Raw genomic sequence first — 23,576 nt, forward strand, 5'->3', positions numbered from 1 at the left:
CCGACCAGCGTCAAAACGCCTGGCTTCTATCTGATTACCGCAAGCCGAGCCCCTTAGCGGCCGGTAGGGTCCTGGGCAAAATAAAGGAGGAGGCCGCAACGCGGCCGGGGGACATTTGCGCCAGGGGCCTACCGGCTGCTAAGGGGCCCTCACGCTCGCGACAGACCCGAGCGGAGACAACATCAGACCCAGATGGCCCCTGGACTACACAGTCACACACGTATCGCCGTGCGCCACTTGCGACTGCCCTTGCAACAAGACGCTCCCTTCAGATGGGAGAAGAACTTTCCAGTCTGCCGGTTGGAGCTATCCATCGGCCTGGCGCGCAGAGCCACGCCAGGCGCGGCTGCGCTCTGTTGCGACATGGTGCCGAGCTGCACGCGGCAACCACGCATGGCGTGGATCCACCCACCTGGGCAACCCTTCATTTCCTGCTGCCCTTGCCGCTACCTCCAAGGACCTCATGCCGCGCTGTTCGTGGCGCACAACCGACGGATCGATACGCATGCAGACGGGCACCAGCGACAGCACTTCCGATACCACCCTCCAGGCCCCGACCGGCGTGAGCCTGCCGCCGGTGGATGTGCTGCTCGACGATCATGGCGCTGGCGATGCGCCCGACGCCGACACCCCCGCACCCGGCGCGATCCGCTACCGGCTGCCGCTGGTGGCCGTGCCGGACAACGTGCTGTTGAAGGCCGCGGTGCAGAAGCTGGTCGAGCAGAAAGCCCAGCTCGACGTGCTGGCACGCAACCCGGCCCTGGCCGGCCTGCTGCCGGCCGACTGGCAGGGCAGCGGCGTGCGCGCGGTGGACCTGCAGGGCTTCGTGCTGTCGGTGCTGCCCTTCCTGCAGAACGCGGCCAAGGCCGAAACCGCACCGGCGCGCCTGCCGCTCAAGCACGTACTGGGCGATGCCGGGCGCTGGGACAGCGGCGACGTGGACGAGCCCAAGTCCCTGGCGTTCTTCCTGGCCAGCGACGACCGCGCCAGTGCCGGGGCCAAGGACCCGGCCGAAGCCTACCTGGTCGCCGCGCTGGGCCTGGCCTGGGCACACGAGGGGCGCACCCGCCCGGGTTTCCTGCGGCAGATGGGCTACGACAGCATGGCGGCGCGCGTGCACCTGCTGCCGTATCCCGAACCGGGCCAGCTGGCCCTGTATGGCGTGGTCGCCAACGGCGTCAGCCAGCTCTGGTGCGTGCTCGACCGGCGCAAGCTGCGGCCGCTGCTGGCGCCGTGGATCAGCGTGCCGGTGTTGACCGCCTACGGCGTGAGCGCGCCGGGCACGTGGCCGACGTCGTTCCCGCCGGTCGAAGAGGTGGCGCAGATGCTGGCCATCGCGCGTACCGGCAAGGGCCCGGTGGAAGTGGACCTGACCCGGGTCGCCGCCAAGGTCCAGCAGGACGCCTCGGCCGAAACGTGGATGCCGGTCAGCCTGCTTCAGGTGGGCACGTGGGCGCCGCGGTGGGGCTACTTCATGGCCACCTTCATCGGCCTGCCCTCGGCGCTGCTGGTGCTGGCCGCGCTGGCCCTGCCCAATGCGATCGAAGCGGCCGTGGTGGCCGCCTCGTTGGCGTTTGCCGGTGGCGCCATCGGCGCGTTGGCCGCGCCGTGGGTGCATGCCCGGCGCAAGCACCTGAGTTGACCCGCAACGCCCCAGCGGCGTCGCTTGCCCTCAGCCCTGGTCCATCTTCTGCAGGCCTTCCCCGGCCAGGCGCAGGATCAGCGTCTCCAGCATCTGTTCCTCCTCTTCGCTGAGCACGGACATCAGCTTGCGGGTGATCTCGATCACCAGCGGGGCGATGGTCTCGTACACCTCGAACCCGGCCGCCGACAGCGCCAGTACCGAGCGACGGCGGTCGTCGCCATGGGTTTCACGCTTGATGAAGCCACGCTCGAGCAGTCTGGCCACGGCCCGGCTCACGGCCACCTTGTCCATCGCCGTGCGGTCGGAAACCTCGCTGGCCGAGGAGCCCGGGTATAACGCCAGGATGGTGATGACCCGCCACTCCGGGATCGCCAGACCGTAACGGTCCCCATACAGCTTGGCGATATTGCCGCTGACCCGGTTGGACAGCACGCTCAGCCGGTAGGGCAGGAACTGCTCCAGGTCGAGCAGGGCGTGCGAGGCGCGGATGCTGTGGCTGCTGGGATCGGGCGGGCTCATGCTGCGGTGCACCTTGATGGTGGTTTCATGTGAAACTATAACCTACGTTCCGGACACCGCATTCTCGCGGGTCTGCCGCCCCACCGCACCTGGTTTTTTCCGATGCGGACTTGCTTTGGAGCCACATCATGAGCAGCCAACTGAGCACCGCGTCCCACGCACCCGACCCGGGCATGCAGGTCACCACCTTCGAAAACCCGATGGGCATCGACGGTTTCGAGTTCGTCGAGTTCGCCGCGCCGGCCGGCCGTGGCGCCGAACTGCACGCCTACTTCCGCAAGATGGGCTTCACCGCGGTACTGCGCCACAAGCAGCGCGCCATCACCGTATACCGCCAGGGCGACGTCAATTTCCTGGTCAATGAAGAACCCGATTCGTTCGCCTCGGACTTCGCTGACAAGCACGGCCCGTGCGCCTGCGGCTTTGCCATCCGCTTCAAGAAGCCGGGCGATGAGGTCTACCAGATGGCGCTGGGCAACGGTGCCGAAGCGATCGACTTCAAGCCGGAAACCCGCGCGGTGGCCGCGCCGATCATCAAGGGCATCGGCGACTGCATGCTGTACCTGGTGGACCGCTACGGCGCCAATGGCTGCATGTTCGACACCGACTACGCCCCGATCGAGGGCGTGGACCCGCGTCCCAAGGGCTTCGGGCTGACCTTCATCGACCACCTGACCCACAACCTGTACTTCGGCAACATGCAGCAGTGGTCGGACTACTACGAGCGCCTGTTCAACTTCCGCGAGATCCGCTACTTCGACATCAAGGGCCTCAAGACCGGCCTGGTGTCCAAGGCGATGACCGCCCCGGACGGCATCGTGCGCATTCCGCTCAACGAGTCCTCCGATCCGAAGAGCCAGATCAACGAGTACCTGGACGCCTACAAGGGCGAGGGCATCCAGCACATCGCCTGTTTCACCGAAAACATCTACGACACCGTGGAAGCGATGCGCGCCCAGGGCGTGGAGTTCCTCGACACCCCCGACACTTATTTCGACGTGATCGACATGCGCGTGCCCAACCACGGTGAAGACGTGGCGCGGTTGGCGAAGAACAAGATCCTGATCGATGCCGATCCGGAGACCCACCAGCGCAAGCTGCTGCAGATCTTCACCACCAACTGCATCGGCCCGATCTTCTTCGAGATCATCCAGCGCAAGGGCAATGAAGGCTTCGGCGAAGGCAACTTCACCGCGCTGTTCGAGAGCATCGAGCGCGACCAGATCAAGCGCGGCGTGCTGTAAAGCCGCTACGCTTGCAGGGCCACAGCCCGCTGCACGGCGGGCTGCGGTCGTTGGCGTCACCCCCCACTCGCCCCGGCGGAGCAGGACCATGAACAACCCGATGGACGCACACGGTTACCAGACCGGTTTCGGCAATGAGTTCGCCACCGAGGCGGTGCCCGGTGCGTTGCCGGTGGGCCGCAACTCGCCGCAGCGGGTGGCGCATGGGCTGTATGCCGAACAGCTCTCGGGCACCGCGTTCACCGCGCCGCGCGGCAGCAATCGGCGCAGCTGGCTGTACCGGATCCGTCCGGCGGTGACGCACGGTGAGTTCAGCGCGTATGCGCAGCCGCACCTGCACGGTGATTTCGCGCATGGCGCGGTGTCGCCCAACCAGCTGCGCTGGGACCCGCTGCCACTGCCGCCCACCCCCACCGATTTCATCGATGGCCTGTACACCATGGGTGGCAACGGCTCGCCCGATGCGCATCATGGMGTGGGCATCCACCTGTATGCGGCCAACGCCGACATGCAGGGCCGTTACTTCTACAACGCCGACGGCGAGCTGCTGATCGTGCCGCAGCTGGGGCGACTGCGCCTGCTCACCGAGCTGGGCGTGATCGAGATCGAACCGCAGCAGATCGCGGTGATCCCGCGTGGCGTGCGCTTCCGGGTCGAACTGCCCGATGGTCAGGCACGTGGCTACGTGTGCGAAAACTTCGGCGCGCTGTTGAAGCTGCCGGACCTGGGGCCGATCGGCTCCAACGGCCTGGCCAATCCGCGCGATTTCGAAACCCCGCAGGCCGCGTTCGAGAATATCGATGGCGCATTCGAACTGATCGCCAAATTCGGTGGGCAGTTGTGGCGTGCCGACATCGATCATTCGCCGCTGGACGTGGTCGCCTGGCACGGCAATTACGCGCCGTACCGCTACGACCTGCGTCGTTTCAACACCATCGGCTCGATCAGCCACGACCATCCGGACCCGTCGATCTTTCTGGTCCTGCATTCGCCCAGCGATACCGCCGGCACCAGCAACATGGACTTCGCCATCTTCCCGCCGCGCTGGCTGGTGGCGCAGGACACGTTCCGGCCGCCGTGGTTCCACCGCAACATCGCCAGCGAGTTCATGGGCCTCATCCACGGTGCTTACGACGCCAAGGCCGAGGGCTTCGTGCCCGGCGGCGCCTCGCTGCACAACTGCATGAGTGGCCACGGTCCGGATGCGGCCACCTTCGACAAGGCCTCGGCGGCTGACCTGAGCAAACCGGACGTGATCAAGGACACCATGGCCTTCATGTTCGAAACCCGTGGGGTGATCCGTCCCACCGCGCAGGCGATGGACGCCGCGCACCGGCAGCGCGGTTACCAGCAGTGCTGGAAGGGGTTGAAGGCGAACTTCACGGCGTGATTGCAACGCGGGCCGCCGAGGCGGCCGGCGCGAGTCACGTCGCGTGGCAGGGGCAGGGCAGGGCGGCGCTCAGCATGACGCCCTCGGCGACGCGGTGGACCAGACGGTGTACCCACCGTGGACACCGAGCAATCCCCTCCATGCAGTGCCTTTTCAACTGACCATTGCCTCAGGCTGTTGCAACAACGGTCTGCTGCACCTGCGCGGCATGCGCTTCCGGCAACACCTCCAGCACGCGCTGCCGCACCCGCTCGGCATACCCGGGCGAGGTCAGGCCCGGCAGCGCCGTCAGGGCGATGTGCAGCGAGGCGATGACGTCTTCGTCGCTGCGCGCGCGCTGCAACGCGTGCAACAGCGCGGCGGCCTGCGGGTGGCGCTGCATTTCAAGGATGCCCAGCAGGTAGATGCGCGCGGCCACCAGCGAGCGACGGCGTTCGGTGGGCGGGGGCGCAGCCGGTGAGGGTGCGGGCCCGGGCCCGGGCGCACTGGCCGGCGCCGCCAGCGGGGCCGGCTCTGCTGGCGCGGTGGACACCAGGTACCCGGCCTGGATCAGCTGGATCACCATGGCCGACGCCTCTGCGCCGATCATCGCGCTGAGCTGGGGCAGGTCGCGCTGGCCGTCGCACAGGATCAGCAGGCGGCGCTGGCGCATGTCCAGTGGCGCGCGGTGAGCCTGCAGGGCGGTGCGGGCGAGGTCGGTCTTGCGCGGTTGCATGGGCGTGGGGTCGATGCGGTGCAGGCCGAGCCTGAACGCGGCAGGTGAAACGGCGATGACAATCGCGTCACTGCATGCAACCGCTGCACGGGGATCGCGCTAGTCTGCCGGGCACTGACTGGAGGACATCACATGAAGCAGCTGGGAAGCGTTTTGGCACTGGGCATCGTGCTGGCATTGGCAGGCTGCGGGCGCAGCCCGGAAACCCCGTCGAAGGACGCCGAGGCGGCCGCGCCGGCACAGACCACGCCGGCTGTCGGCGCTGCGCCAGACAAGGGTGCGGCTGCCGGCCCCGACGCCGCGGCCGCCACCGGTCCGGCGCGGCTTGACGGCTACGGCGCGATCGCACTGGGCAGCACGCTGGAGCAGGTGCGCACCGCGTGGAAGGAACCCCTGCAGGGCGACGTTCCCGACGACTACTGCCACGCGCTGCGACCGCAAGGCGCGCAGGCTGACGATGTCGTCTTCATGATCGAAGGCAAGCGTCTGGTCCGCTACGACGTGCGCAACGACCGCATCGCCGCACCCGGCGGTGGCAAGGTCGGCATGTCGCTGGGCCAGCTGCAGACGCTTTATCCCGATCGGGGTGACGTCACCGCGCACAAGTACGACGAGAAGGGCCACAACCTGCGTGTGCGCCCGGCTACCGAGGGCGGCGCGCTGATCAACTTCGAGATCGGCGGCGACGGCAATGTCACCGCCTGGCGGGTCGGCCAGACCCCGCAGGTCGACTACGTAGAAGGCTGTTCGTAAGCCGGTGGCGGCGCGTGCCCGGAGCGGGCCGCGCCGCTGCACCCCCGCTTCGGCGGTTTCCTCACCCCCTGCGCGCACGCTGGCTCTAGAATCGGGCCATTGCTGCCTGGGGATGTGCCGATGATTGCTGCTACCGCGTGGTTCCTGCTGGGATTGCTGCTGCTCGCACTGGGCGGCGATTCGATCGTCAAGGCCGCCTCCGGCCTGGCCCAGCGCTTCGGCGCCTCGCCGTTCGTGGCCGGGCTGCTGCTGGTCGCCTTCGGTACCTCGCTCCCCGAGCTGGTGGTCAATGCCCGCGCGTTCGTGGTCGGGGCCGAAGAACTGGCACTGGGCAACGCGGTCGGCAGCAACATCGTCAACGTCGGGCTTACCCTCGGCCTCGCCGCGCTGGCCGCGCCCCTCCTGGTCCGCGCACGGCTGCTCTCGCCCCTGCTCATCCTGCTCGCCGTGGCCAGCCTGGCGCTGATCGTGTTCGGCCTGGACGGCGTGGTGACGCGCTGGGAGGGTGGCCTGCTGCTGCTTGGTTTCGTGGCCGTGCTGGTGTTCGTGCTGCGACGTGCGCGGCGGGAATCCGAACCGGTGCGCGAGGCCATCGCCGGCTATGCGATGACCCGCACCGGGCTTTTCCTCAATGTGCTGCGCCTGCTGTTTGCCGGCCTGTGCCTGTACTACGGCGCGCGTTGGATCGTGCAGGCCGCGCCGGTGTTCGGTGCCGGGCTGGGCTGGTCGCCGCTGCTGGTGGGCCTGCTGCCGGTAGCCATCGGCACCGCGCTGCCGGAAGTGGCGGCGGCGATCGCGGCCGCCCGCCGTGGCCAGGGCGACATGGTGCTGGGCCACGTGATTGGCTCGAGCCTGTTCAATCTGCTGGTGGTGGTGGGCGGCATGGCCGCGCTGCGGCCGCTGGCGGTGCCCGCGTCGTTCGTGAAGCTGGAGCTGCCGGCGGCGATCGCCTTCGTGCTGGTGCTGTACCCAATGCTGCGTGGCGACCTCACCGTCAGCCGCCGCGAAGGGGGCGTGCTGGTGGTGGCATTCCTGGCCTGGATCGGGTTGGAACTGGCGCTGGTCAGAGGCGGCTGAACGAGGCCGCGTCCCGTAGAGCCGACCGTTGGTCGGCTGCTCCGGTTGCGATGTGGGTGCAGCCGACCAACGGTCGGCTCTACGGGATTCATCGGGGCAGCCGACCAACGGTCGGCTCTACATGCGTTGCTGGTCTTCAGCCGCGCAGGCGCGCCAGCACCGCGTCGGTGGCCTGGGTGGTGCTTACCGCCGCACCCTTGGCCGCCAGGTCTGCAGTGAACACACCGGCATCCAGCGCCGCATGCACGGCCGCTTCCACCGCAGCGGCTTCTTCCTCCAACCTCAGCGAATGCCGCAGCAGCATCGCCGCGCTGAAGATCGTGGCGTAGGGATTGGCGATGCCCTTGCCGGCGATGTCCGGGGCCGAGCCGTGGATGGGCTCGTAGATACCCACCGCGCCGGGTTCGCCCAGCGACGCCGACGGCAACAGGCCCAAGGAGCCTGCCAGCATCGAGGCCTCGTCGGTGAGGATGTCGCCGAACATGTTCTCGGTGACGATCACGTCATACTCGCGCGGCTTGGCCAGCAGATGCATCGCCATCGAATCGACCAGCTGGTGTTCCAGCGCGATCTCCGGGAACTCCTCGCGGCCGATCCGCGCGGCCACGTCACGCCACAGGCGCGAGGTCTCCAGCACGTTGGCCTTGTCCACCGAGGTGACCTTGCCGCGCCGGGTCTGCGCCAGGCGGAAGGCGGTGCGCAGCACGCGCTCGATCTCGCCCACGCTGTAGCTGCACAGATCGCTGGCGGTGTCGGCGGTGCGGGTCTTTACGCCGAAGTAGATGCCGCCGGTCAGTTCGCGCACCACCACGAAGTCCACGCCTTCCAGCAGCTCGGCCTTGATCGGCGAGGCGCCCAGCGCGGCCGGGTGGGTACGCACCGGGCGCAGGTTGGCGTACAGGCCGAGCGCCTTGCGGATCGCCAGCAGGCCCTGTTCGGGGCGCACCTTGGCGTTGGGGTCGGACCACTTCGGCCCGCCCACTGCGCCGAGCAGGATCGCGTCGGCCTTKCGGCAGGCGTCCAGGGTGCTGGCCGGCAACGGTTCGCCGTGGCGGTCGATGGCGATGCCCCCGATGTCGTGCTCCTGGAAACCGAAGGTGTGGCCAAAGCGCTCGGCCACCACGTCCAGCACCGCCACGGCCGCTGCGGCGACTTCCGGACCAATCCCATCACCAGGCAAGACCACAATTTCAGCGTGCATGTTCACTCTCGTAACGTTCGATGTCAGGGGTACGGCCCAACAGATACCCCAATTGGTCTACGCCTTCCAGCAGGCAGGTCTGCGAGAAACCGTCCAGCGGGAAGGCGTAGACGCGCCCGTCGGGCGTGCGCAGTTCGCGCGCGGCCACGTCGATGGTCAGTACGTCGTTCGGCCGCTGCATGAGGGTCTGCACGTCGGCTTCGTCCAGCACGATCGGCAGCAGGCCGTTCTTCAGCGAATTGCCGCGGAAGATATCGGCGATCTCGCTGCTGACGATGGCGCGCAGGCCCAGGTCGGTCAGCGCCCACGGCGCGTGTTCGCGCGAGGAACCGCAGCCGAAGTTGCGGCCCGCCAGCAGGATGCTGCGCCCGGCGTTGTGCGGCTGGTTGAAGGCAAAGCCCGGATTGGGCGTGCCGTCGGCCTGCCAGCGCCAGTCGTTGAAGGCGTGCTTGCCCAGCCCGGCGCGTTCGGTGGTGGACAGGAACCGCGCCGGAATGATCTGGTCGGTGTCGATATTGGTCTCGGCCAGCACAACGCTGGTGGAGGTCAGGGTGCGGAAGCCGCTCATCAGGCCACCTCCCGGGCGGCATACAGTTCACGTGGATCGGCCACGCGGCCGTTCACCGCCGCCCACGCCGCCGTCATCGGCGAGGCCAGCAGCGTGCGCGAGCCGGGGCCTTGGCGGCCTTCGAAGTTGCGGTTGCTGGTGCTCACCGCCAGTTGCCCGGGGGCGACCAGGTCACCGTTCATGGCGATGCACATCGAGCAGCCCGGCTCGCGCCACTCCGCGCCCGCCGCACGCACGATGGCGTGGATGCCTTCGGCCTCGGCCTGCCGCTTGACGATCTCCGAGCCCGGCACCACCAGCATGCGCACGCCGTCGGCGACGCGCCGGCCCTGCAGCACCTGCGCCACTTCGCGCATGTCGCTCAGGCGGCCGTTGGTGCACGAGCCGACGAACACGACGTCCACCGGTGTGCCGGCCAGGGTCTGCCCGGCGTGGAAGTGCATGTAATCCAGGCCCTTCTGCGCGGCAGCATCGTTGGCGGCCGGGATCGGCTGATCCACGGCGATGGCCGTGCCGGGGTGGGTGCCCCAGGTGAGCGTGGGGCGGATGTCGGCCGCCTCGATGTGCACTTCCACGTCGAAACGCGCACCGGYATCGCTGCGCAGCTGCGACCACGCGGCGACAGCGGCATCGAAGTCGGCGCCCTTCGGCCCGCGCGGGGTGTTGGCCACCCAGTCGTAGGTGGTCTGGTCGGGGGCGACCATGCCGGCGCGCGCACCGGCCTCGATGGACATGTTGCACAAGGTCATGCGCTGCTCCATGTCCATCGCCTCGATCGCGCTGCCGCGGAACTCCAGCACGTGGCCGGTGCCGCCGTTGACGCCGATCACGCCGATGATGTGCAGCACCACGTCCTTGGCGCCCACGCCCAGCGGCAGGGCGCCGTCGACGGTGATCGCCATCGTCTTGGCCTTGCGCTGCAACAGGCACTGGGTGGCCAACACGTGGCCGACTTCACTGGTGCCGATGCCGAAGGCCAGGGCGCCAAACGCCCCATGCGTGGAGGTGTGGCTGTCGCCGCAGACGATGGTCATGCCCGGCTGGGTGAAGCCCTGCTCGGGAGCGATCACGTGCACGATGCCGCGGCTGGCCGACTGCAGGTCGAACAGTTCCACGCCGTACGCGGCGCAGTTGCGCGCGAGCATGTCCACCTGCGCTTCGGACGCCGCGCTGGCGTACGRCAGCTTACCGTCGGCGCCGGCCGGCAGGGTCGGGGTGGAGTGGTCCATGGTGGCCTTGGTCCGGTCCGGGCGTCGCGGCGACAGGCCGCGCTCGCGCAGTTCGGTGAAGGCCTGCGGCGAGGTCACTTCGTGGATCAGGTGCAGGTCGATGTACAGCACGGCGGGCGCGCTGTCCGATTCGGGCACGACGACGTGGGCATCCCACAGTTTGTCGTACAGGGTGCGGGGAGCTGGGGTCATGGACTGGCCTTGCTGCGGTTCGGGATGCGTCATGGGGGTGCTCAGGCTGCGGCGGTCGCAGCGGGCTGCTCGGTCGTCGCGTTGCGCTGGCGCAGCAGTCGGTTGGCCACGTCCAGCCAGGCCAGTGCGGAGGCTTCGATGATGTCGCGGCTGGTACCGGTGCCTTCGTACTCCACGCCGTCGTGGCGCACGCTCAGGTTGGCCTCGCCGCGCGCATCGGCGCCGATGCCCACGCTGTGCACGTGATAGCTGTCCAGCATCAGCTGTACGCCGGTGGCGGCCGACAACGCACCGAACAGCGCATCCACGGGGCCATCGCCCTGCGCGGTTTCGGCCACGCGGTTGCCGTCCGGATCGGACAGCTCCACCAGCGCATTGGCGCGGCTGCCGACGTCGCTGATCGTCATCGAGGCCAGGCGGTAGCCGTTCTGGGTGGCGCTGCCCTGCATCAGGGTCTGCAGATCGGCGTCGGTGACCACGCGTTGCTGTTCGCACAGCGCCTTGAACTGTTCAAAGACATGCTTCAGTTCTTCTTCGTACAGGCAGAAACCCAGCGCACGCAGGCGCTGTTCGACTGCCGCGCGGCCGCTGTGGCGGCCCAGCACCATCTGCGAGGACTCCCAGCCCACGTCTTCGGGGCGCATGATTTCGTAGGTACCGCGGTGGCGCAGCATGCCGTGCTGGTGGATGCCCGACTCATGCGCGAACGCGTTGGCGCCGACGATCGCCTTGTTGCGCTGGACAGGCATGCCGACCAGGCGCTGCAGCAGCTGCGAGGTGGCGACGATGCGCGGGGTGTTGATGCGGGTGTCTTCCTCGTAGAAGGCATTGCGGACCTTCAGCACCATCGCGATCTCTTCCAGCGAGCAGTTGCCGGCACGCTCGCCGATGCCGTTGATGGTGCACTCCACCTGCCGCGCACCGCCTTCGATGGCCGCCAGCGAGTTGGCCACGGCCAGGCCCAGGTCGTTGTGGCAGTGCGCGCTGAAGACGATGCGGTCGCTGTCGGGAACCCCGGCGATCACGCGCTGGAACATGCCGCGGATTTCCTCGGGCGTGGTGAAGCCCACGGTGTCGGGCAGGTTGATGGTGGTGGCACCGGCGGCCACGGCCACGCGGGCGACCTCGATCAGGAAGTCTTCTTCGGTACGCGTGGCGTCTTCGGCGGAGAATTCCACGTCATCCACGTAGCCCCGTGCCAGGCTCACGTGCTTGTGCACCGATTCCAGCACCTGCTCGCGGCTCATCCGCAGTTTGTGTTCGCGATGCAACGGACTGGTGGACAGGAACAGGTGCAGGCGCGGGTTGGCGGCCGCCTCCAGCGCCTTGGCCGAGGTCTCGATATCGGTGGTCAGGCAGCGCGACAGCACCGCCAGGGTGGTCTGGCGCAGCTCGCGGCCGATCAGCGTCATCGCTTCGCGGTCGGACTGCGAGCTGGCCGGGAAGCCGGTCTCGATGATGTCCACGCCCAGCTCGGCCAGCGCACGGGCCATCACCAGCTTCTGCGGCGGGGTCATGCTGCAGCCGGGCGATTGCTCGCCGTCGCGCAGGGTGGTGTCGAAAATTCTGATTCGGGGGGAGTTGGGCATGGTCACCAGGAGGTCTCCTCGACGGCAATGTCGGATGGGATGGCGGAGGTAGGATTCGGAGCGGTATTCGGGAGGGTCGCGAGCACGGTCGGTAGCGGTGGTCGCATGCGCTCGCTGGCGCGGCGGCGGGGTTTGCGCGGGGGGCGCGGGCGGATGTCGGCCAGCAGCTGGGCCAGCACCATCGCGTCGATGTTGCCGCCGGACACCACCGCGCACTTGCGCTTGCCGGCGACGCGACGACCGGCGGCCAGGGCCAATGCGCCGGCGCCTTCGGCGATGACGTGTTCTTCCAGTGCCAGTCGCACCAGGGTCTCGCGCAGCTCGGCTTCGCGCACGATCACCACATCGTCCAGCAGTGCGCTGCACAGCTTGCGGGTCAGGAAGCCGGGAATCTTGACCTTCACGCCGTCAGCCAGGGTCGCCACCGGCGTAATCTCGCGCAGATCGCCGCGGATCGCGCGTGCCATCGAATCGACACCTTCGACCTGTGCGCCGACGATACGCACGCCCTGCGATTTCAGCGCCAGCGCGACGCCCGATGCCAGGCCGCCGCCGCCGATCGGCACGATCACCACGTCCGGTGCGTGCGGGGCCAGTTCGATGCCCAGGGTACCTTGCCCGGCGATCACGTCCGGATCGTCGAATGCCGACAGGAAGCGATAGCCGTGCTGGTCGGCCAGGGCGCGGGCGAACGCGTAGGCCTCGTCGTAGCTGCTGCCGTGCTGGCGCACGGTGGCGCCCCAGTGGGCGACGCCGGCGATCTTGGTGGCGGGTGCGCCATGCGGCATCACCGTGATCGCCGGGATGTTCAACCGGTAGGCGGCCCATGCCACGCCCTGGGCGTGGTTGCCGGCCGAGGCACAGATCACCGGCCGGTCATCGCCGCGTTCGCGCCCGGCCAGCAGCGCGTTCAGTGCGCCGCGCACCTTGTAGGAACCGGTGCGCTGCAGGTTTTCCAGTTTCAGCCACACCCCGAACCGCTCGGCGTAATGCAGGGGCGTGGGCGGCAGGAAGCGACGCAACCGCGCCTGCGCGGCCAGCACGTCGGCGACGCTTACGTCGCCTACCTCCGGTTCCTGCGGGGTACGGCTAGCCGGCATCGCGCACCCGGCCAGGGTGATCGTCGCAGTGCGGTGCGCGCTGCGGCGGCGTCCCTTGATGGTGCCACCTCGTGCGCCCTGCACGCCCAAGAAGGCACCTCCGTACCGGCACCGATGCAACGGTGCGGGCGTTCATGCCGATACTCCAGGTTCCAGCGCGCTGATGCGCACCGACACACAGTCGTAGATTTTCTCGATCTGCCGGCACAGCGTTTCCGGCGGACGGGTGCTGTCCACCACCATCTGCAGGTGCCAGCGGCCGTTGTCGGCGGCATTGGGCGCGCCGGCGATCGCGCGCGGCGCGAAGCCGCGGCGTTCGGCCATGCCGATCACGCGCAGCAGCRCGCCCTCGGCGGGGACCAGCACCAGGTCAAGCCGGTATTGCATTGGGGAACTCCTGGGGCTGATGGGCAGGGTTGGCGTCCAGCATGGTGCTGTTGGCATTGTTGGGGGGCACCAGCGGCCACACGTTGGCCCGTGCATCGATGGCCACGTGCAGCAGCGCCGGACCCGGCTGGGCCAGCAGCGCGGCCAGGCCGCCTTCAACGTCATCACGCGCCTCGATGCGGGTAGCGGGAATGCCGAACACCTGCGCCAGTGCGGCGAAATCCGGGTTGTCGGACAGGTCGATCTCGCTGTAACGCTCGGCGAAGAACAGCTCCTGCCACTGGCGCACCATGCCCAGCGAACTGTTGTCCAGCAGCACGATCTTCACCGGCAGGCGGCACCGCGCGATGGTTGCCAGCTCCTGCACGTTCATCATGAAACTGCCATCGCCGGAGACCAGCACCACGGTGCGGTCGGGGCAGGCGAACTGCGCGCCCATCGCCGCCGGCAGGCCGAAGCCCATGGTGCCCAGCGCGCCGCTGGTCAGGTGGTTGCGCGGGTGGTTGAAGCGGCAGTGCTGGGCCACCCACATCTGATGCTGGCCCACGTCACAGGCGATGATCGCATCGCGCGGGGCAAGCTCGCTCAGTCGCTTCAGCAGCGCCGGGGCGTAGATGTGCGTGCCGGGCGCGTCGTAGCGCGCGGCGAAACGTTCGCGATGGCCGGCGCAGCGCTTGCGCCACGCGTCCTGGCTGGCCGGGATGGACGCCGCGGCGGTCAGGGCGCGCAGGGCGCTGCCGACGTTGCCGGGCACGGCGATGTCGGCACTGCGCAGCTTGGAGATCTCATACGCATCGGCATCGATGTGGATGACCCGCGCGAACGGGGCGAACTCGTTCAACTTGCCGGTGGCGCGGTCGTCGAAACGCGCGCCGATCACCACCAGCAGGTCGCTCTCCTGCACGGCCATGTTGGCCGCGCGGGTGCCGTGCATGCCCAGCATGCCCAGGTAGTGCGCATGCTGCGGCGGCAGCGCGCCCAGGCCGCGCAGGGTCAGCACGGTGGGGATGGCACTGGCCTCGACGAAGGCGCGGAAATCTTCGACCGCATCGCCCAGGGCAACACCACCACCGGCGTAGATCACCGGCTTTTCAGCGGTGGCAATCGCCGCAATGGCCTGTGCGATCGCGTCGTCCTGCGGCGCGGACGGGGGATTGACCGCTGCCGGCACATGCACGGGCAGGTGCGAGGCATCGGCGATCTGCACGTCCTTGGGCAGGTCGATCAGCACCGGCCCGGGACGACCTTCGCGCGCAATGCGGAAGGCCTCGCGGACCACGCGCGGCAGGTCATCGACGCTGCGCACCAGCCAGCTGTGCTTGACGATCGGCATGGTCAGCCCGAACACGTCCAGTTCCTGGAACGCGTCGGTGCCCAGCAGTGGGGTGGCGACCTGGCCGGTGATGCAGACCATCGGCACCGAATCGAGCATCGCATCGGCGATGCCGGTAACCAGGTTGGATGCCCCCGGGCCGGAGGTGGCGACACAGACGCCAACCTGGCCGCTGGCGCGGGCATAGCCATTGGCGGCCAGCGCCGCGCCCTGTTCGTGGCGCACCAGGATGTGCTTCAGCCCCGAATCCACCAGGGCGTCGTAGAACGGCATGATGGTGCCGCCGGGGTAGCCGAACAGCGTATGCACGCCCTCGGCTTCCAGGGCCTGCGTCAACCAGCGGGCGCCGTTGCAGGGCGCGGTGCTGTGTGCGGAGGTGTTCATGCGGTGACCTTTACGAAAGCGGGTGGGGGAGCCGCGCGGGTTACGCGGCTTGAATTTGCAACCAGACCATCTTGGCGCGCAGTTCCTTGCCTACCTTTTCGATCGGATGCTCCAGGTCGGCCTGCTTGAACTTGTTGTAGTTCGGCAGGCCCGCTTCGTACTCGGCCACCCAGTTCTTGGTGAAGGTGCCGTTCTGGATGTCGGTCAGCACGTCTTTCATGCGCGCCTTGGTGCCGGCATCGATCACCCGCGGGCCGCTGACGTAGTCGCCGTACTGCGCGGTTTCGGAGATGAATTCCAGCATGCGGGTGATGCCGCCTTCGTAGAACAGGTCCACGATCAGCTTCAGTTCGTGCAGCACTTCGTAGTAGGCGATTTCCGGCTGGTACCCGGCTTCCACCAGCGTTTCGAAACCGGCCTGCACCAGCGCCGACGCACCACCGCACAGCACCGCCTGCTCGCCGAACAGATCGGTCTCGGTCTCTTCCTTGAAGGTGGTCTGGATCAGGTTGGCGCGTGCGCCGCCCAGGCCGGCGGCGTAGGCCAGCGCGTACTCGGCCGCCTTGCCGCTCCTGTCCTGGTAGACCGCCCAGATGCACGGCACGCCCCGGCCGATCTCGTACTCACGGCGCACCAGCGCACCCGGGCCCTTCGGCGCGACCAGCACCACGTCCAGGTCGTCGCGCGGGGTGATCATGTCGAAGTGCACGTTCAAACCGTGCGCGAACAACAGCACCGCGCCCTGTTTCATGTTGGGGGCAAGTACGTCTTCGTAGAGCTTCTTCTGCACCATGTCCGGGGTCAGCACGGCGACCAGGTCGGCGTCCTTGACCGCCTCGGCCGGTGCCTTGACGGTGAAGCCGTCGGCCTGTGCCTTCACCTCGGTGGGACCGCCCGGGCGCAGCCCGACGACGACATCGAAACCGGATTCACGCAGATTCAGCGCGTGCGCGCGGCCCTGGCTGCCGTAGCCGACAACAGCGATCTTGATCTGGGGCAGGTCGTTGGTGCTCATGGGGGAAGTCCTTTGGCGAAAAGAAAAAAAAGGCCGACGGTCTCAGCGACGCGTCGGCCAGTCAGGGGAAGGGGTGGCGTGCGCAGCGCCACGGCCGCACGCCGCCGTGGGGGCGGTGGGTGTGGCGGCGGGGGCGGGCTGGCGGGTCATGGCGGAAGGCAACTCGGAAAGGGGGAGGCGGAATCGAGGGGCTCTGAAACGAAAAAACCCGCACCTGGGTGGGTGCGGGTTTCGATGGATACCTGGCAGTCTTGCTTACACGCCGGTCCGTCCCGCACCTGTTGGTTGGGTAATAAGTACGAGGACAAGAAGCGAACGGATCGACGCCCCGCCGGTGTCGGCGTGTTCGATGGATTCGCGGATGGCTGTGCGCTGCAACATGAGATCGAGAAAACCACAGCGGTTTTGATGCTGTCAACCTTTGCGCGCACATTTCCAACGGTTTCGCCTGCATCCAGCGTAGAGGCCCGCCACGCAACGATGGTTTCCGCTGAAATCGATCCGGTGAACCCGAATTCACTATTTTGCAGGTGGGTTCTGCGCGGAATCCGGCGTCGATCGGAGGCCGCCCATGACCATTGTGGGATGTCGTCGCGGGCATTTCGCCGCCACTATCGCGGGGCTACCACCTTCAGGAACCACCCCGTGTCCTCACGTCTTGCCCGCGGCCTGCTGGCCGCTGCCGTCCTGTGTGCTCTCCCGGTTGTCTCGATGGCCGCCGACAGGATCACCGGCCACACCTTCGCCACCCGCTCGGAGGTGATCGCCCCGCACGCGATGGCCGCCACCTCGCAGCCGTTGGCCACCCAGATCGCGCTGGATGTGATGAAGGGCGGCGGCTCGGCGGTGGATGCGGCGATCGCGGCCAATGCCGCGCTCGGCCTGATGGAGCCGACCGGCAATGGCGTCGGCGGCGATCTGTTCGCGATCGTGTGGGACCCAAAGACCCAGAAGCTTTACGGATACAACGGCTCGGGCCGCTCGCCGAAGTCGCTGACCCTGGCCGAGTTCCAGCGACGCGGGCTGAAGGAGATCCCGGCCACCGGCCCGCTGCCGGTGTCGGTACCGGGCGCGGTGGATGGCTGGTTCGCGCTGCACGAGCGCTTCGGCCGCAAACCGATGGCCGACAACCTGGCCCCGGCGATCCGCTACGCGCGTGAGGGCCACCCGGTGGCCGAAGTGATCGCCTATTACTGGGACCGCTCGGTGCCCAAGCTGTCCCGGTACCCCGGCTTCACCGAGCAGTTCACCGTCAATGGACATGCCCCTCGCAAGGGCGAGCTCTGGAAGAACCCGAACCTGGCCAACACCCTGGAGCAGATCGCGCGCGGTGGCCGCGATGCGTTCTACAAGGGCGATATCGCGCAGACCATCGGCAGCTACTTCAAGGCCAATGGCGGCTACCTGAGCTATGAGGACATGGCCAGCCACCACGGCGAGTGGGTCGAGCCGGTAAGCAGCAACTACCGCGGCTACGACGTGTGGGAACTGCCGCCCAACAGCCAGGGCATCGCCGCGCTGCAGATCCTCAACGTGCTGGAAGGCTACGATTTCTCGAAGATCGCCTTCGGCTCACCCGAGCATGTCCATCTGTTCGTGGAGGCCAAAAAGCTGGCCTTCGCCGATCGCGCGCGGTTCTACACCGACCCGGCATTCCAGCCGGCGCCGGTGGCGAAGCTGGTGTCCAAGGCATATGCCGCCGAGCGTCGCACGCTGATCTCGATGGACAAGGCCCTGAACGAGGTGCAGCCGGGCACGCCGAAGCAGCTGGAAGAAGGCGACACGATTTACATGACCGTCGCCGATGCGGACGGGATGATGGTGTCGCTGATCCAGTCCAACTACCGCGGCATGGGCAGCGGCATGGCGCCCCCGGGATTGGGCTTCATCCTGCAGGATCGCGGCGAGATGTTCGTACTGCGCAAGGACCATCCCAACGGCTATGCGCCGGGCAAGCGTCCGTTCCAGACCATCATCCCGGGCTTTGTCACCAAGGACGGCAAGCCGTGGATGAGCTTCGGGGTCATGGGCGGGGCAATGCAGCCGCAGGGTCACGCGCAGATCGTGATGAACATGGTCGACTTCGGGATGAACCTGCAGGAGGCCGGCGACGCACCCCGCATCCAGCACGAAGGCTCGACCGAGCCGACCGGCCAGGCTACGGCGATGAGCGATGGGGGCGAGGTGAACCTGGAAACCGGCTTCCCGTACGAGACGGTGCGCGCGCTGATGCGCAAGGGCCACCGGGTAGTGTTTGCCGATGGCCCCTACGGTGGCTATCAGGCGATCCTGCGCGATCCGGACACCGGCGTGTATTACGGCGCATCGGAAAGCCGCAAGGATGGGCAGGCCGCCGGGTATTGAGGTAGAGCCGACCGTTGGTCGGCTGCCCGGTAACGCGCAGCTGATGATCTCCGCGGTAGAGCCGCGCCATGCGTGGCTGCGCTGCCGCGATCATTGTCATGGGGGCTGATGGCTGGGGAATGTTGCTGCCGAGCATGGCTCGGCACTACCGATGCAAACGACGCCTTCAACACTCGCGACCCACCCAAGGTAGAGCCGAGCCACGCTCGGCTGCTCTCCCCAAACCACCGACCCACGCGCAACACAAGGCTACGGCGCCCGCGCGGCCTCATCCCGCGTTTCTTCCTGTGCGGCGATCTCACGCTCGATCCACGCATCCATCATCCGGCGCGCCCGCTGCGCGCGGCGCCGCTGCAGCGCGTACTCCATGTCCAGCACCCGGTACAGCGACCACATCACCGCCAACATCAGCAACGCAAACGGAAGTGCCGCGATCGTGATCATGCCCTGCAGCGCGTTCAGGCCGCCGGCCAGCAACAGCGCCCCGGCGATCAGCGCGATCGCCACGCCCCACACCATGCGCCGCGCCAGCGGCGGATCGCCGGCTTCCTCGGTGGACATCGTGGCCAGCACCAGTACCGCCGAATCGGCCGAGGTCACGAAGAAGATCATCAGCAGCACCAGCGCGATCACCGACAACACCATCGGCATCGGCAGGCTGTCGAACATCGTGAACAGCACCGTCTCATAGCCATTGCCCAGCGCCTGCGCCAGATCCACATGGCCGAAGATCTGCGACCACAATGCCGTCCCGCCAAACACCGAGAACCACAGGAAGCCCAGCACGCTCGGCGCGATCACCACGCCCAGCACGAACTCGCGGATGCTGCGCCCACGCGAGACGCGCGCGATGAACGAGCCCACGAACGGGGCCCAGGCAATCCACCACGCCCAGTAGAAGATCGTCCAGTCCGCCACCCAGGTGCTGCCCGAGAACGGCGACATGCGCAGGCTCATCGTCACCAGCGAGTTGAGGTACGACCCGATCGTGGTGGTGAACGTATCGAAGATGAAACCGGTCGGCCCCAGCACCAGCACCAGCGCCAGCAGCACAGCGGCCAGGCCCAGGTTGAAGTTGGACAACCACTTGATGCCGCGATTCACCCCGCTGGTGGTGGAGACCATGTACAGCACGAACGCCACGGCGATGATGGTCAACTGCACCGGAATCGAATCCTGGATGCCGAATACCCRGTGCAGGCCCGCCGCGATCTGGATCGTGCCGAAGCCCAACGTGGTGGCCACCCCGATTGCGGTGGCCACCACCGCCGCGACGTTCACCACCGTGCCCATCCAGCCACGATGATGCGCACCGATGATCGGCTGCAGCAGATCGCTGATCAGTCCACGGCCGTTGCGGTTGAACTGGAACCACGCCATCGCCAGGCCGATCAGCGCATAGATCGCCCACGGATGCAGGCCCCAATGGAAGAACGCATAGCGCATCGACGCGCGCGCGGCGTCCATGCTCTGCGGCGCCAAGCCTTCGGGCGGCTTGACGAAATGCGAGATCGGCTCGGCCGCGCCCCAGAACACCAGGCCGATGCCCATGCCGGCGGCGAACAGCATCGACATCCAGCTGGCGTTGGAGAAATCCGGCTCGGCGTCTTCACCCCCGATGCGCAGCGAACCGAGCCGACCGAAGGCCAGGTACAGTAGGAACGACAGCGTCATGAACACCACCAGCAGGTACAGCCAGCCGGTGCTGCGGACGATGGTCGTCAACCCGCTCTGGACGATGTCGTTGAAGGGGCCCGGCGCAAGGCCGGCGGCCAGCACCAGCAGGGCAATCAATGCGATGGAAATGCGAAACACCATGCAGGAGTTTCTCCGTACGAAAGGGGCAGGGCGAGCCACCGGGGCGACTCAGGGCGGTCGCTGCCGGTCAATGCGGAGCGCCACCGAGGCGTGCGTTTGTGTCACACCGCGCCGCAGCATTCTAGGCCATGGATCGTCATTGCCTTGTTCACGTTCAAGCCGATGCCCGCCGGGTGTCGCCGACGGCTGCGCCGATTGCGTCGCGTTGTGGTCTAATTCGCCCCGAAGCGGGGGTACCGCGGCCGAACGGCCACGGTTGAGACAGTCCCTTCGAACCTGATCCGGTTGATACCGGCGTAGGGATGCTTCGCAACTGCAACCGCATTGCGCCGTAGGGCTGCCCCGCCCGAAGACCGCCCGCGATCGATCTGCCGTGCGCCGCCGCTTCGTCCGTTCCGCCTATTCCAGTGCGGAACTCGATCCAGGACGAAGTCATGAACGCAGCGCTTTCCTCCCTGCAGCAGCAGGCCCGGCAACTCTCCGAATCGGTCACCCGTCCGATCCCCGGTTCGCGCAAGATCCACGTGCAGGGCTCGCGCAGCGACCTGCAGGTGCCGATGCGCGAGATCGTGCTGACCCGCACCCCGACCCTGTTCGGCGGTGAGGAAAATGCACCGGTCACCGTGTATGACACTTCCGGCCCCTATACCGACCCACAGGCACGCATCGATCTGTCTGTCGGCCTGCCGGCGCTGCGCGCGGCCTGGATCGCCGAGCGGGGCGATACCGAAGCGCTGCCCGGCCTGAGCTCCGCCTTCGGGCGTTCGCGCGAAGCCGACGTGCGGCTGGACGCGGTGCGCTTCCCGTCGCGGCTGCAGCCCCGTCGCGCGGTTGCCGGCGGCAACGTCACCCAGATGCACTACGCACGGCGCGGCATCATCACCCCGGAAATGGAATTCGTCGCTCTCCGCGAGAACCAGCGCCTGGAGGCGCTCCGCGACGCCGCACTGCTCAAGCAGCACCCGGGCGAATCTTTCGGCGCGTCGATCCCGACGATCATCACTCCCGCGTTCGTCCGCGACGAGATCGCCCGTGGGCGTGCCGTGCTGCCCAACAACATCAACCATCCTGAAAGCGAGCCGATGATCATCGGTCGCAACTTCCTGACCAAGATCAACGCCAACATCGGCAACAGCGCGGTGTCGTCGGGCATTGCCGAAGAAGTCGAGAAACTGGTGTGGGCGATCCGCTGCGGCGGTGACACGGTGATGGACCTGTCCACCGGCAAGCACATCCACGAAACCCGCGAGTGGATCCTGCGCAACTCCCCGGTCGCCATCGGCACCGTGCCGATCTACCAGGCGCTGGAGAAGGTCGATGGCCGCGCCGAGGAACTCACCTGGGAGATCTTCCGCGACACGCTGATCGAACAGGCCGAGCAAGGCGTGGATTACTTCACCATCCACGCCGGCGTGCTGCTGCGCTACGTACCGCTCACCGCCAAACGCGTCACCGGCATCGTGTCGCGTGGCGGCAGCATCCTGGCCAAGTGGTGCCTGGCCCACCACAAGGAGAACTTCCTCTACACGCACTTCGACGACATCTGCGAGATCATGAAGGCCTACGATGTGACCTTCTCGCTCGGCGACGGCCTGCGCCCGGGCTGCATCGCCGATGCCAACGACGCCGCGCAGTTCGGTGAACTGGAAACGCTGGGCGAATTGACGAAGATCGCCTGGAAGCACGATGTGCAGACCATGATCGAAGGCCCCGGCCATGTGCCGATGCAGCTGATCAAGGAGAACATGGACAAGCAGCTGCGCGAGTGCGGTGAGGCGCCGTTCTACACGCTGGGCCCGCTGACCACCGACATCGCCCCGGGTTACGACCACATCACCAGCGCGATCGGTGCGGCGATGATCGGCTGGTACGGCACGGCGATGCTCTGCTATGTCACCCCGAAGGAACACCTGGGGTTGCCCAACCGCCAGGACGTGCGTGACGGGATCATGGCCTACCGCATCGCCGCGCACGCCGCGGACCTGGCCAAGGGCCACCCCGGTGCACAGGTGCGCGACAACGCGCTGAGCAAGGCGCGCTTCGAGTTCCGCTGGGAAGACCAGTTCCACCTCGGCCTGGATCCGGAGAAGGCCAGGGAGTTCCATGACCAGACGCTGCCCAAGGACGCGCACAAGCTGGCCCATTTCTGCTCGATGTGTGGGCCGCACTTCTGCTCGATGAAGATCACCCAGGACGTGCGCGACTATGCCGCCGAACACGGCCTGTCCGAACAGGACGCGCTGCAGGAGGGCATGGCCGACAAGTCGGTGCAGTTCCGCGACCTCGGTGCGGAGGTCTATCGGCCGCAATGACGCGGCGGCCGGGGCGCTGAGCCAGCGCCCCGGCCTGCTCATCTCGCCTGCGCGGCTTCCGCGTTAAGCTCGGCGCCACACGGCCAGGGCGAGGGAAGACGATGGCGATAGCACGCACCACCAAATGGCTGGCCATCGCGCGCAGGCATCCTTCTGCATGGCTGCTGGCCGTGCAACTGCTGGGCGTGCTGCTGTACCCGGCCATGGACGAGGCCGGTGCCAGCCGCGCGCTGTTCGGCGCGTTCGGCATAGCCGTGCTTGGCCTGTCGTTGTGGGTGGTGCGGCGCAGCCCGCTGGGGATGTGGCTGGCGCTGGTGCTGGCGATCCCGGCGGTGGTCTTCTCCATCGCCGGTGCGCTGCTGGGCAAGCCCGCCTTGACCATCACCGCGCAGCTGCTCGAATGCCTCCTGTATTTCTACACGGCTGGCAGCCTGACCGCCTACATGCTGCAGGATCACAAAGTCACCCGCGACGAGCTGTTCGCCGCCGGTGCGACATTCACCTTGCTGGCATGGGCCTTCGCGTTCGCATTCTCGGTCTGCCAGCAGTGGTATCCGGGCAGTTTCATGGCCACCAGCGAGAGCGAACTGCGCACCTGGATGGAGCTGCTTTATCTCAGCTTCAGCTTGCTGTCCGGGGTGGGGTTGAGTGATGTGGTGCCGGTGCATCCGCAGGCACGCGCATTGGTCATGCTGGAGCAGTTTGCAGGCGTGATGTACGTAGCTTTGGTGGTATCCAGGC

General features: G+C 67.4%; 19 protein-coding genes and 1 riboswitch. Of the genes, 8 read left to right on the forward strand and 11 right to left on the reverse strand.

Features of this window, described 5'->3' with window-relative positions; all coding sequences use genetic code 11:
• Window positions 1-505 precede the first annotated feature (505 nt).
• Window positions 506-1,642 (forward strand): hypothetical protein, encoded by a 1,137-nt coding sequence (locus ACXJKH_RS02240; RefSeq protein WP_457318133.1) that lies wholly within the window; start codon window positions 506-508, stop codon window positions 1,640-1,642.
• 30 nt (window positions 1,643-1,672) lie between these two features.
• Here the strand turns inward: ACXJKH_RS02240 and ACXJKH_RS02245 are convergent, their stop codons facing one another.
• Window positions 1,673-2,164, reverse strand: coding sequence for a MarR family winged helix-turn-helix transcriptional regulator (locus ACXJKH_RS02245; RefSeq protein ID WP_259208875.1), 492 nt, complete (start codon window positions 2,162-2,164; stop codon window positions 1,673-1,675).
• A 173-nt stretch (window positions 2,165-2,337) separates the two neighbouring features.
• On the opposite strand from ACXJKH_RS02245, the gene hppD reads away from it, so the two are divergent.
• Together hppD and hmgA are read left to right on the forward strand one after the other, a co-directional pair.
• Complete coding sequence (gene hppD, locus ACXJKH_RS02250; RefSeq protein ID WP_457318149.1) at window positions 2,338-3,408, forward strand: 4-hydroxyphenylpyruvate dioxygenase; 1,071 nt, start codon at window positions 2,338-2,340, stop codon at window positions 3,406-3,408.
• 88 nt (window positions 3,409-3,496) lie between these two features.
• On the forward strand, window positions 3,497-4,798 hold the full coding sequence (hmgA, locus tag ACXJKH_RS02255) for a homogentisate 1,2-dioxygenase (protein ID WP_457318134.1): 1,302 nt from the start codon (window positions 3,497-3,499) through the stop codon (window positions 4,796-4,798).
• 169 nt (window positions 4,799-4,967) lie between these two features.
• Here the strand turns inward: hmgA and ACXJKH_RS02260 are convergent, their stop codons facing one another.
• Window positions 4,968-5,513 (reverse strand): hypothetical protein, encoded by a 546-nt coding sequence (locus tag ACXJKH_RS02260; RefSeq protein WP_457318135.1) that lies wholly within the window; start codon window positions 5,511-5,513, stop codon window positions 4,968-4,970.
• A gap of 132 nt (window positions 5,514-5,645) precedes the next feature.
• Here ACXJKH_RS02260 and ACXJKH_RS02265 point away from each other — a divergent pair, with 132 nt between their 5' ends.
• Together ACXJKH_RS02265 and ACXJKH_RS02270 are read left to right on the forward strand one after the other, a co-directional pair.
• Window positions 5,646-6,266, forward strand: coding sequence for a hypothetical protein (locus tag ACXJKH_RS02265; protein WP_457318136.1), 621 nt, complete (start codon window positions 5,646-5,648; stop codon window positions 6,264-6,266).
• 120 nt (window positions 6,267-6,386) lie between these two features.
• On the forward strand, window positions 6,387-7,343 hold the full coding sequence (locus ACXJKH_RS02270; protein WP_457318137.1) for a sodium:calcium antiporter: 957 nt from the start codon (window positions 6,387-6,389) through the stop codon (window positions 7,341-7,343).
• A 136-nt stretch (window positions 7,344-7,479) separates the two neighbouring features.
• Here ACXJKH_RS02270 and leuB read toward each other — a convergent pair whose 3' ends face one another.
• The 8 genes from leuB to ilvC form a co-directional block, all read right to left on the reverse strand.
• Window positions 7,480-8,544 (reverse strand): 3-isopropylmalate dehydrogenase, encoded by a 1,065-nt coding sequence (gene leuB, locus ACXJKH_RS02275; RefSeq protein WP_457318138.1) that lies wholly within the window; start codon window positions 8,542-8,544, stop codon window positions 7,480-7,482.
• Window positions 8,534-9,112 carry a 3-isopropylmalate dehydratase small subunit gene (gene leuD, locus ACXJKH_RS02280; RefSeq protein ID WP_457318139.1) on the reverse strand — a complete coding sequence of 193 codons (579 nt, stop codon included), beginning with the start codon at window positions 9,110-9,112 and terminating at the stop codon, window positions 8,534-8,536. Before leuD ends, leuB begins: the two co-directional genes overlap by 11 nt.
• Window positions 9,112-10,533 carry a 3-isopropylmalate dehydratase large subunit gene (leuC, locus tag ACXJKH_RS02285; protein ID WP_457318140.1) on the reverse strand — a complete coding sequence of 474 codons (1,422 nt, stop codon included), beginning with the start codon at window positions 10,531-10,533 and terminating at the stop codon, window positions 9,112-9,114. Before leuC ends, leuD begins: the two co-directional genes overlap by 1 nt.
• 41 nt (window positions 10,534-10,574) lie before the next feature.
• A complete protein-coding gene (locus tag ACXJKH_RS02290) occupies window positions 10,575-12,122 on the reverse strand; it encodes a 2-isopropylmalate synthase (protein ID WP_457318141.1) in 1,548 nt (515 codons plus the stop codon).
• 2 nt (window positions 12,123-12,124) lie between these two features.
• On the reverse strand, window positions 12,125-13,222 hold the full coding sequence (locus ACXJKH_RS02295) for a threonine dehydratase (protein WP_256776491.1): 1,098 nt from the start codon (window positions 13,220-13,222) through the stop codon (window positions 12,125-12,127).
• A 132-nt stretch (window positions 13,223-13,354) separates the two neighbouring features.
• Window positions 13,355-13,609, reverse strand: coding sequence for an ACT domain-containing protein (locus tag ACXJKH_RS02300; RefSeq protein ID WP_457318142.1), 255 nt, complete (start codon window positions 13,607-13,609; stop codon window positions 13,355-13,357).
• A complete protein-coding gene (ilvG, locus tag ACXJKH_RS02305; RefSeq protein ID WP_457318143.1) occupies window positions 13,593-15,326 on the reverse strand; it encodes an acetolactate synthase 2 catalytic subunit in 1,734 nt (577 codons plus the stop codon). The genes ACXJKH_RS02300 and ilvG overlap by 17 nt, the downstream gene beginning before the upstream one ends.
• Before the next feature lie 40 nt (window positions 15,327-15,366).
• Entirely contained in the window at window positions 15,367-16,341 is a 975-nt protein-coding gene (gene ilvC, locus ACXJKH_RS02310; protein ID WP_457318144.1) for a ketol-acid reductoisomerase, read from the reverse strand.
• 645 nt (window positions 16,342-16,986) lie between these two features.
• Between ilvC and ggt the strand changes: the two genes are divergently transcribed.
• Window positions 16,987-18,705 carry a gamma-glutamyltransferase gene (gene ggt / locus ACXJKH_RS02315; RefSeq protein WP_457318145.1) on the forward strand — a complete coding sequence of 573 codons (1,719 nt, stop codon included), beginning with the start codon at window positions 16,987-16,989 and terminating at the stop codon, window positions 18,703-18,705.
• Window positions 18,706-18,954: 249 nt separating this feature from the next.
• On the opposite strand, the gene ACXJKH_RS02320 is transcribed toward ggt, so the two are convergent.
• Entirely contained in the window at window positions 18,955-20,523 is a 1,569-nt protein-coding gene (locus ACXJKH_RS02320; protein WP_457318146.1) for a BCCT family transporter, read from the reverse strand.
• Window positions 20,524-20,742: 219 nt separating this feature from the next.
• Window positions 20,743-20,844: riboswitch (TPP riboswitch) on the forward strand.
• A gap of 113 nt (window positions 20,845-20,957) precedes the next feature.
• Here ACXJKH_RS02320 and thiC point away from each other — a divergent pair.
• Both thiC and ACXJKH_RS02330 read left to right on the forward strand, forming a co-directional pair.
• Complete coding sequence (gene thiC / locus ACXJKH_RS02325) at window positions 20,958-22,835, forward strand: phosphomethylpyrimidine synthase ThiC (RefSeq protein WP_457318147.1); 1,878 nt, start codon at window positions 20,958-20,960, stop codon at window positions 22,833-22,835.
• A 101-nt stretch (window positions 22,836-22,936) separates the two neighbouring features.
• A partial coding sequence (locus ACXJKH_RS02330) for an ion channel (protein ID WP_457318148.1) occupies window positions 22,937-23,576 on the forward strand: 640 nt, incomplete at its 3' end.

Source organism: Stenotrophomonas sp. P5_B8, from assembly GCF_054049855.1.

Excerpts from the sequence above, each read along its gene's own strand:
- ilvG (WP_457318143.1), bottom strand. The coding sequence starts at position 15,326 with ATGAACACCTCCGCACACAGCACCGCGCCCTGCAACGGCGCCCGCTGG.
- ACXJKH_RS02260 (WP_457318135.1), bottom strand. The coding sequence starts at position 5,513 with ATGCAACCGCGCAAGACCGACCTCGCCCGCACCGCCCTGCAGGCTCAC.
- thiC (WP_457318147.1), top strand. The coding sequence starts at position 20,958 with ATGAACGCAGCGCTTTCCTCCCTGCAGCAGCAGGCCCGGCAACTCTCC.
- leuD (WP_457318139.1), bottom strand. The coding sequence starts at position 9,112 with ATGAGCGGCTTCCGCACCCTGACCTCCACCAGCGTTGTGCTGGCCGAG.
- ACXJKH_RS02290 (WP_457318141.1), bottom strand. The coding sequence starts at position 12,122 with ATGCCCAACTCCCCCCGAATCAGAATTTTCGACACCACCCTGCGCGAC.
- ilvC (WP_457318144.1), bottom strand. The coding sequence starts at position 16,341 with ATGAGCACCAACGACCTGCCCCAGATCAAGATCGCTGTTGTCGGCTAC.
- ACXJKH_RS02245 (WP_259208875.1), bottom strand. The coding sequence starts at position 2,164 with ATGAGCCCGCCCGATCCCAGCAGCCACAGCATCCGCGCCTCGCACGCC.
- ACXJKH_RS02270 (WP_457318137.1), top strand. The coding sequence starts at position 6,387 with ATGATTGCTGCTACCGCGTGGTTCCTGCTGGGATTGCTGCTGCTCGCA.
- ACXJKH_RS02295 (WP_256776491.1), bottom strand. The coding sequence starts at position 13,222 with ATGCCGGCTAGCCGTACCCCGCAGGAACCGGAGGTAGGCGACGTAAGC.
- hppD (WP_457318149.1), top strand. The coding sequence starts at position 2,338 with ATGCAGGTCACCACCTTCGAAAACCCGATGGGCATCGACGGTTTCGAG.
- ACXJKH_RS02265 (WP_457318136.1), top strand. The coding sequence starts at position 5,646 with ATGAAGCAGCTGGGAAGCGTTTTGGCACTGGGCATCGTGCTGGCATTG.
- ACXJKH_RS02240 (WP_457318133.1), top strand. The coding sequence starts at position 506 with ATGCAGACGGGCACCAGCGACAGCACTTCCGATACCACCCTCCAGGCC.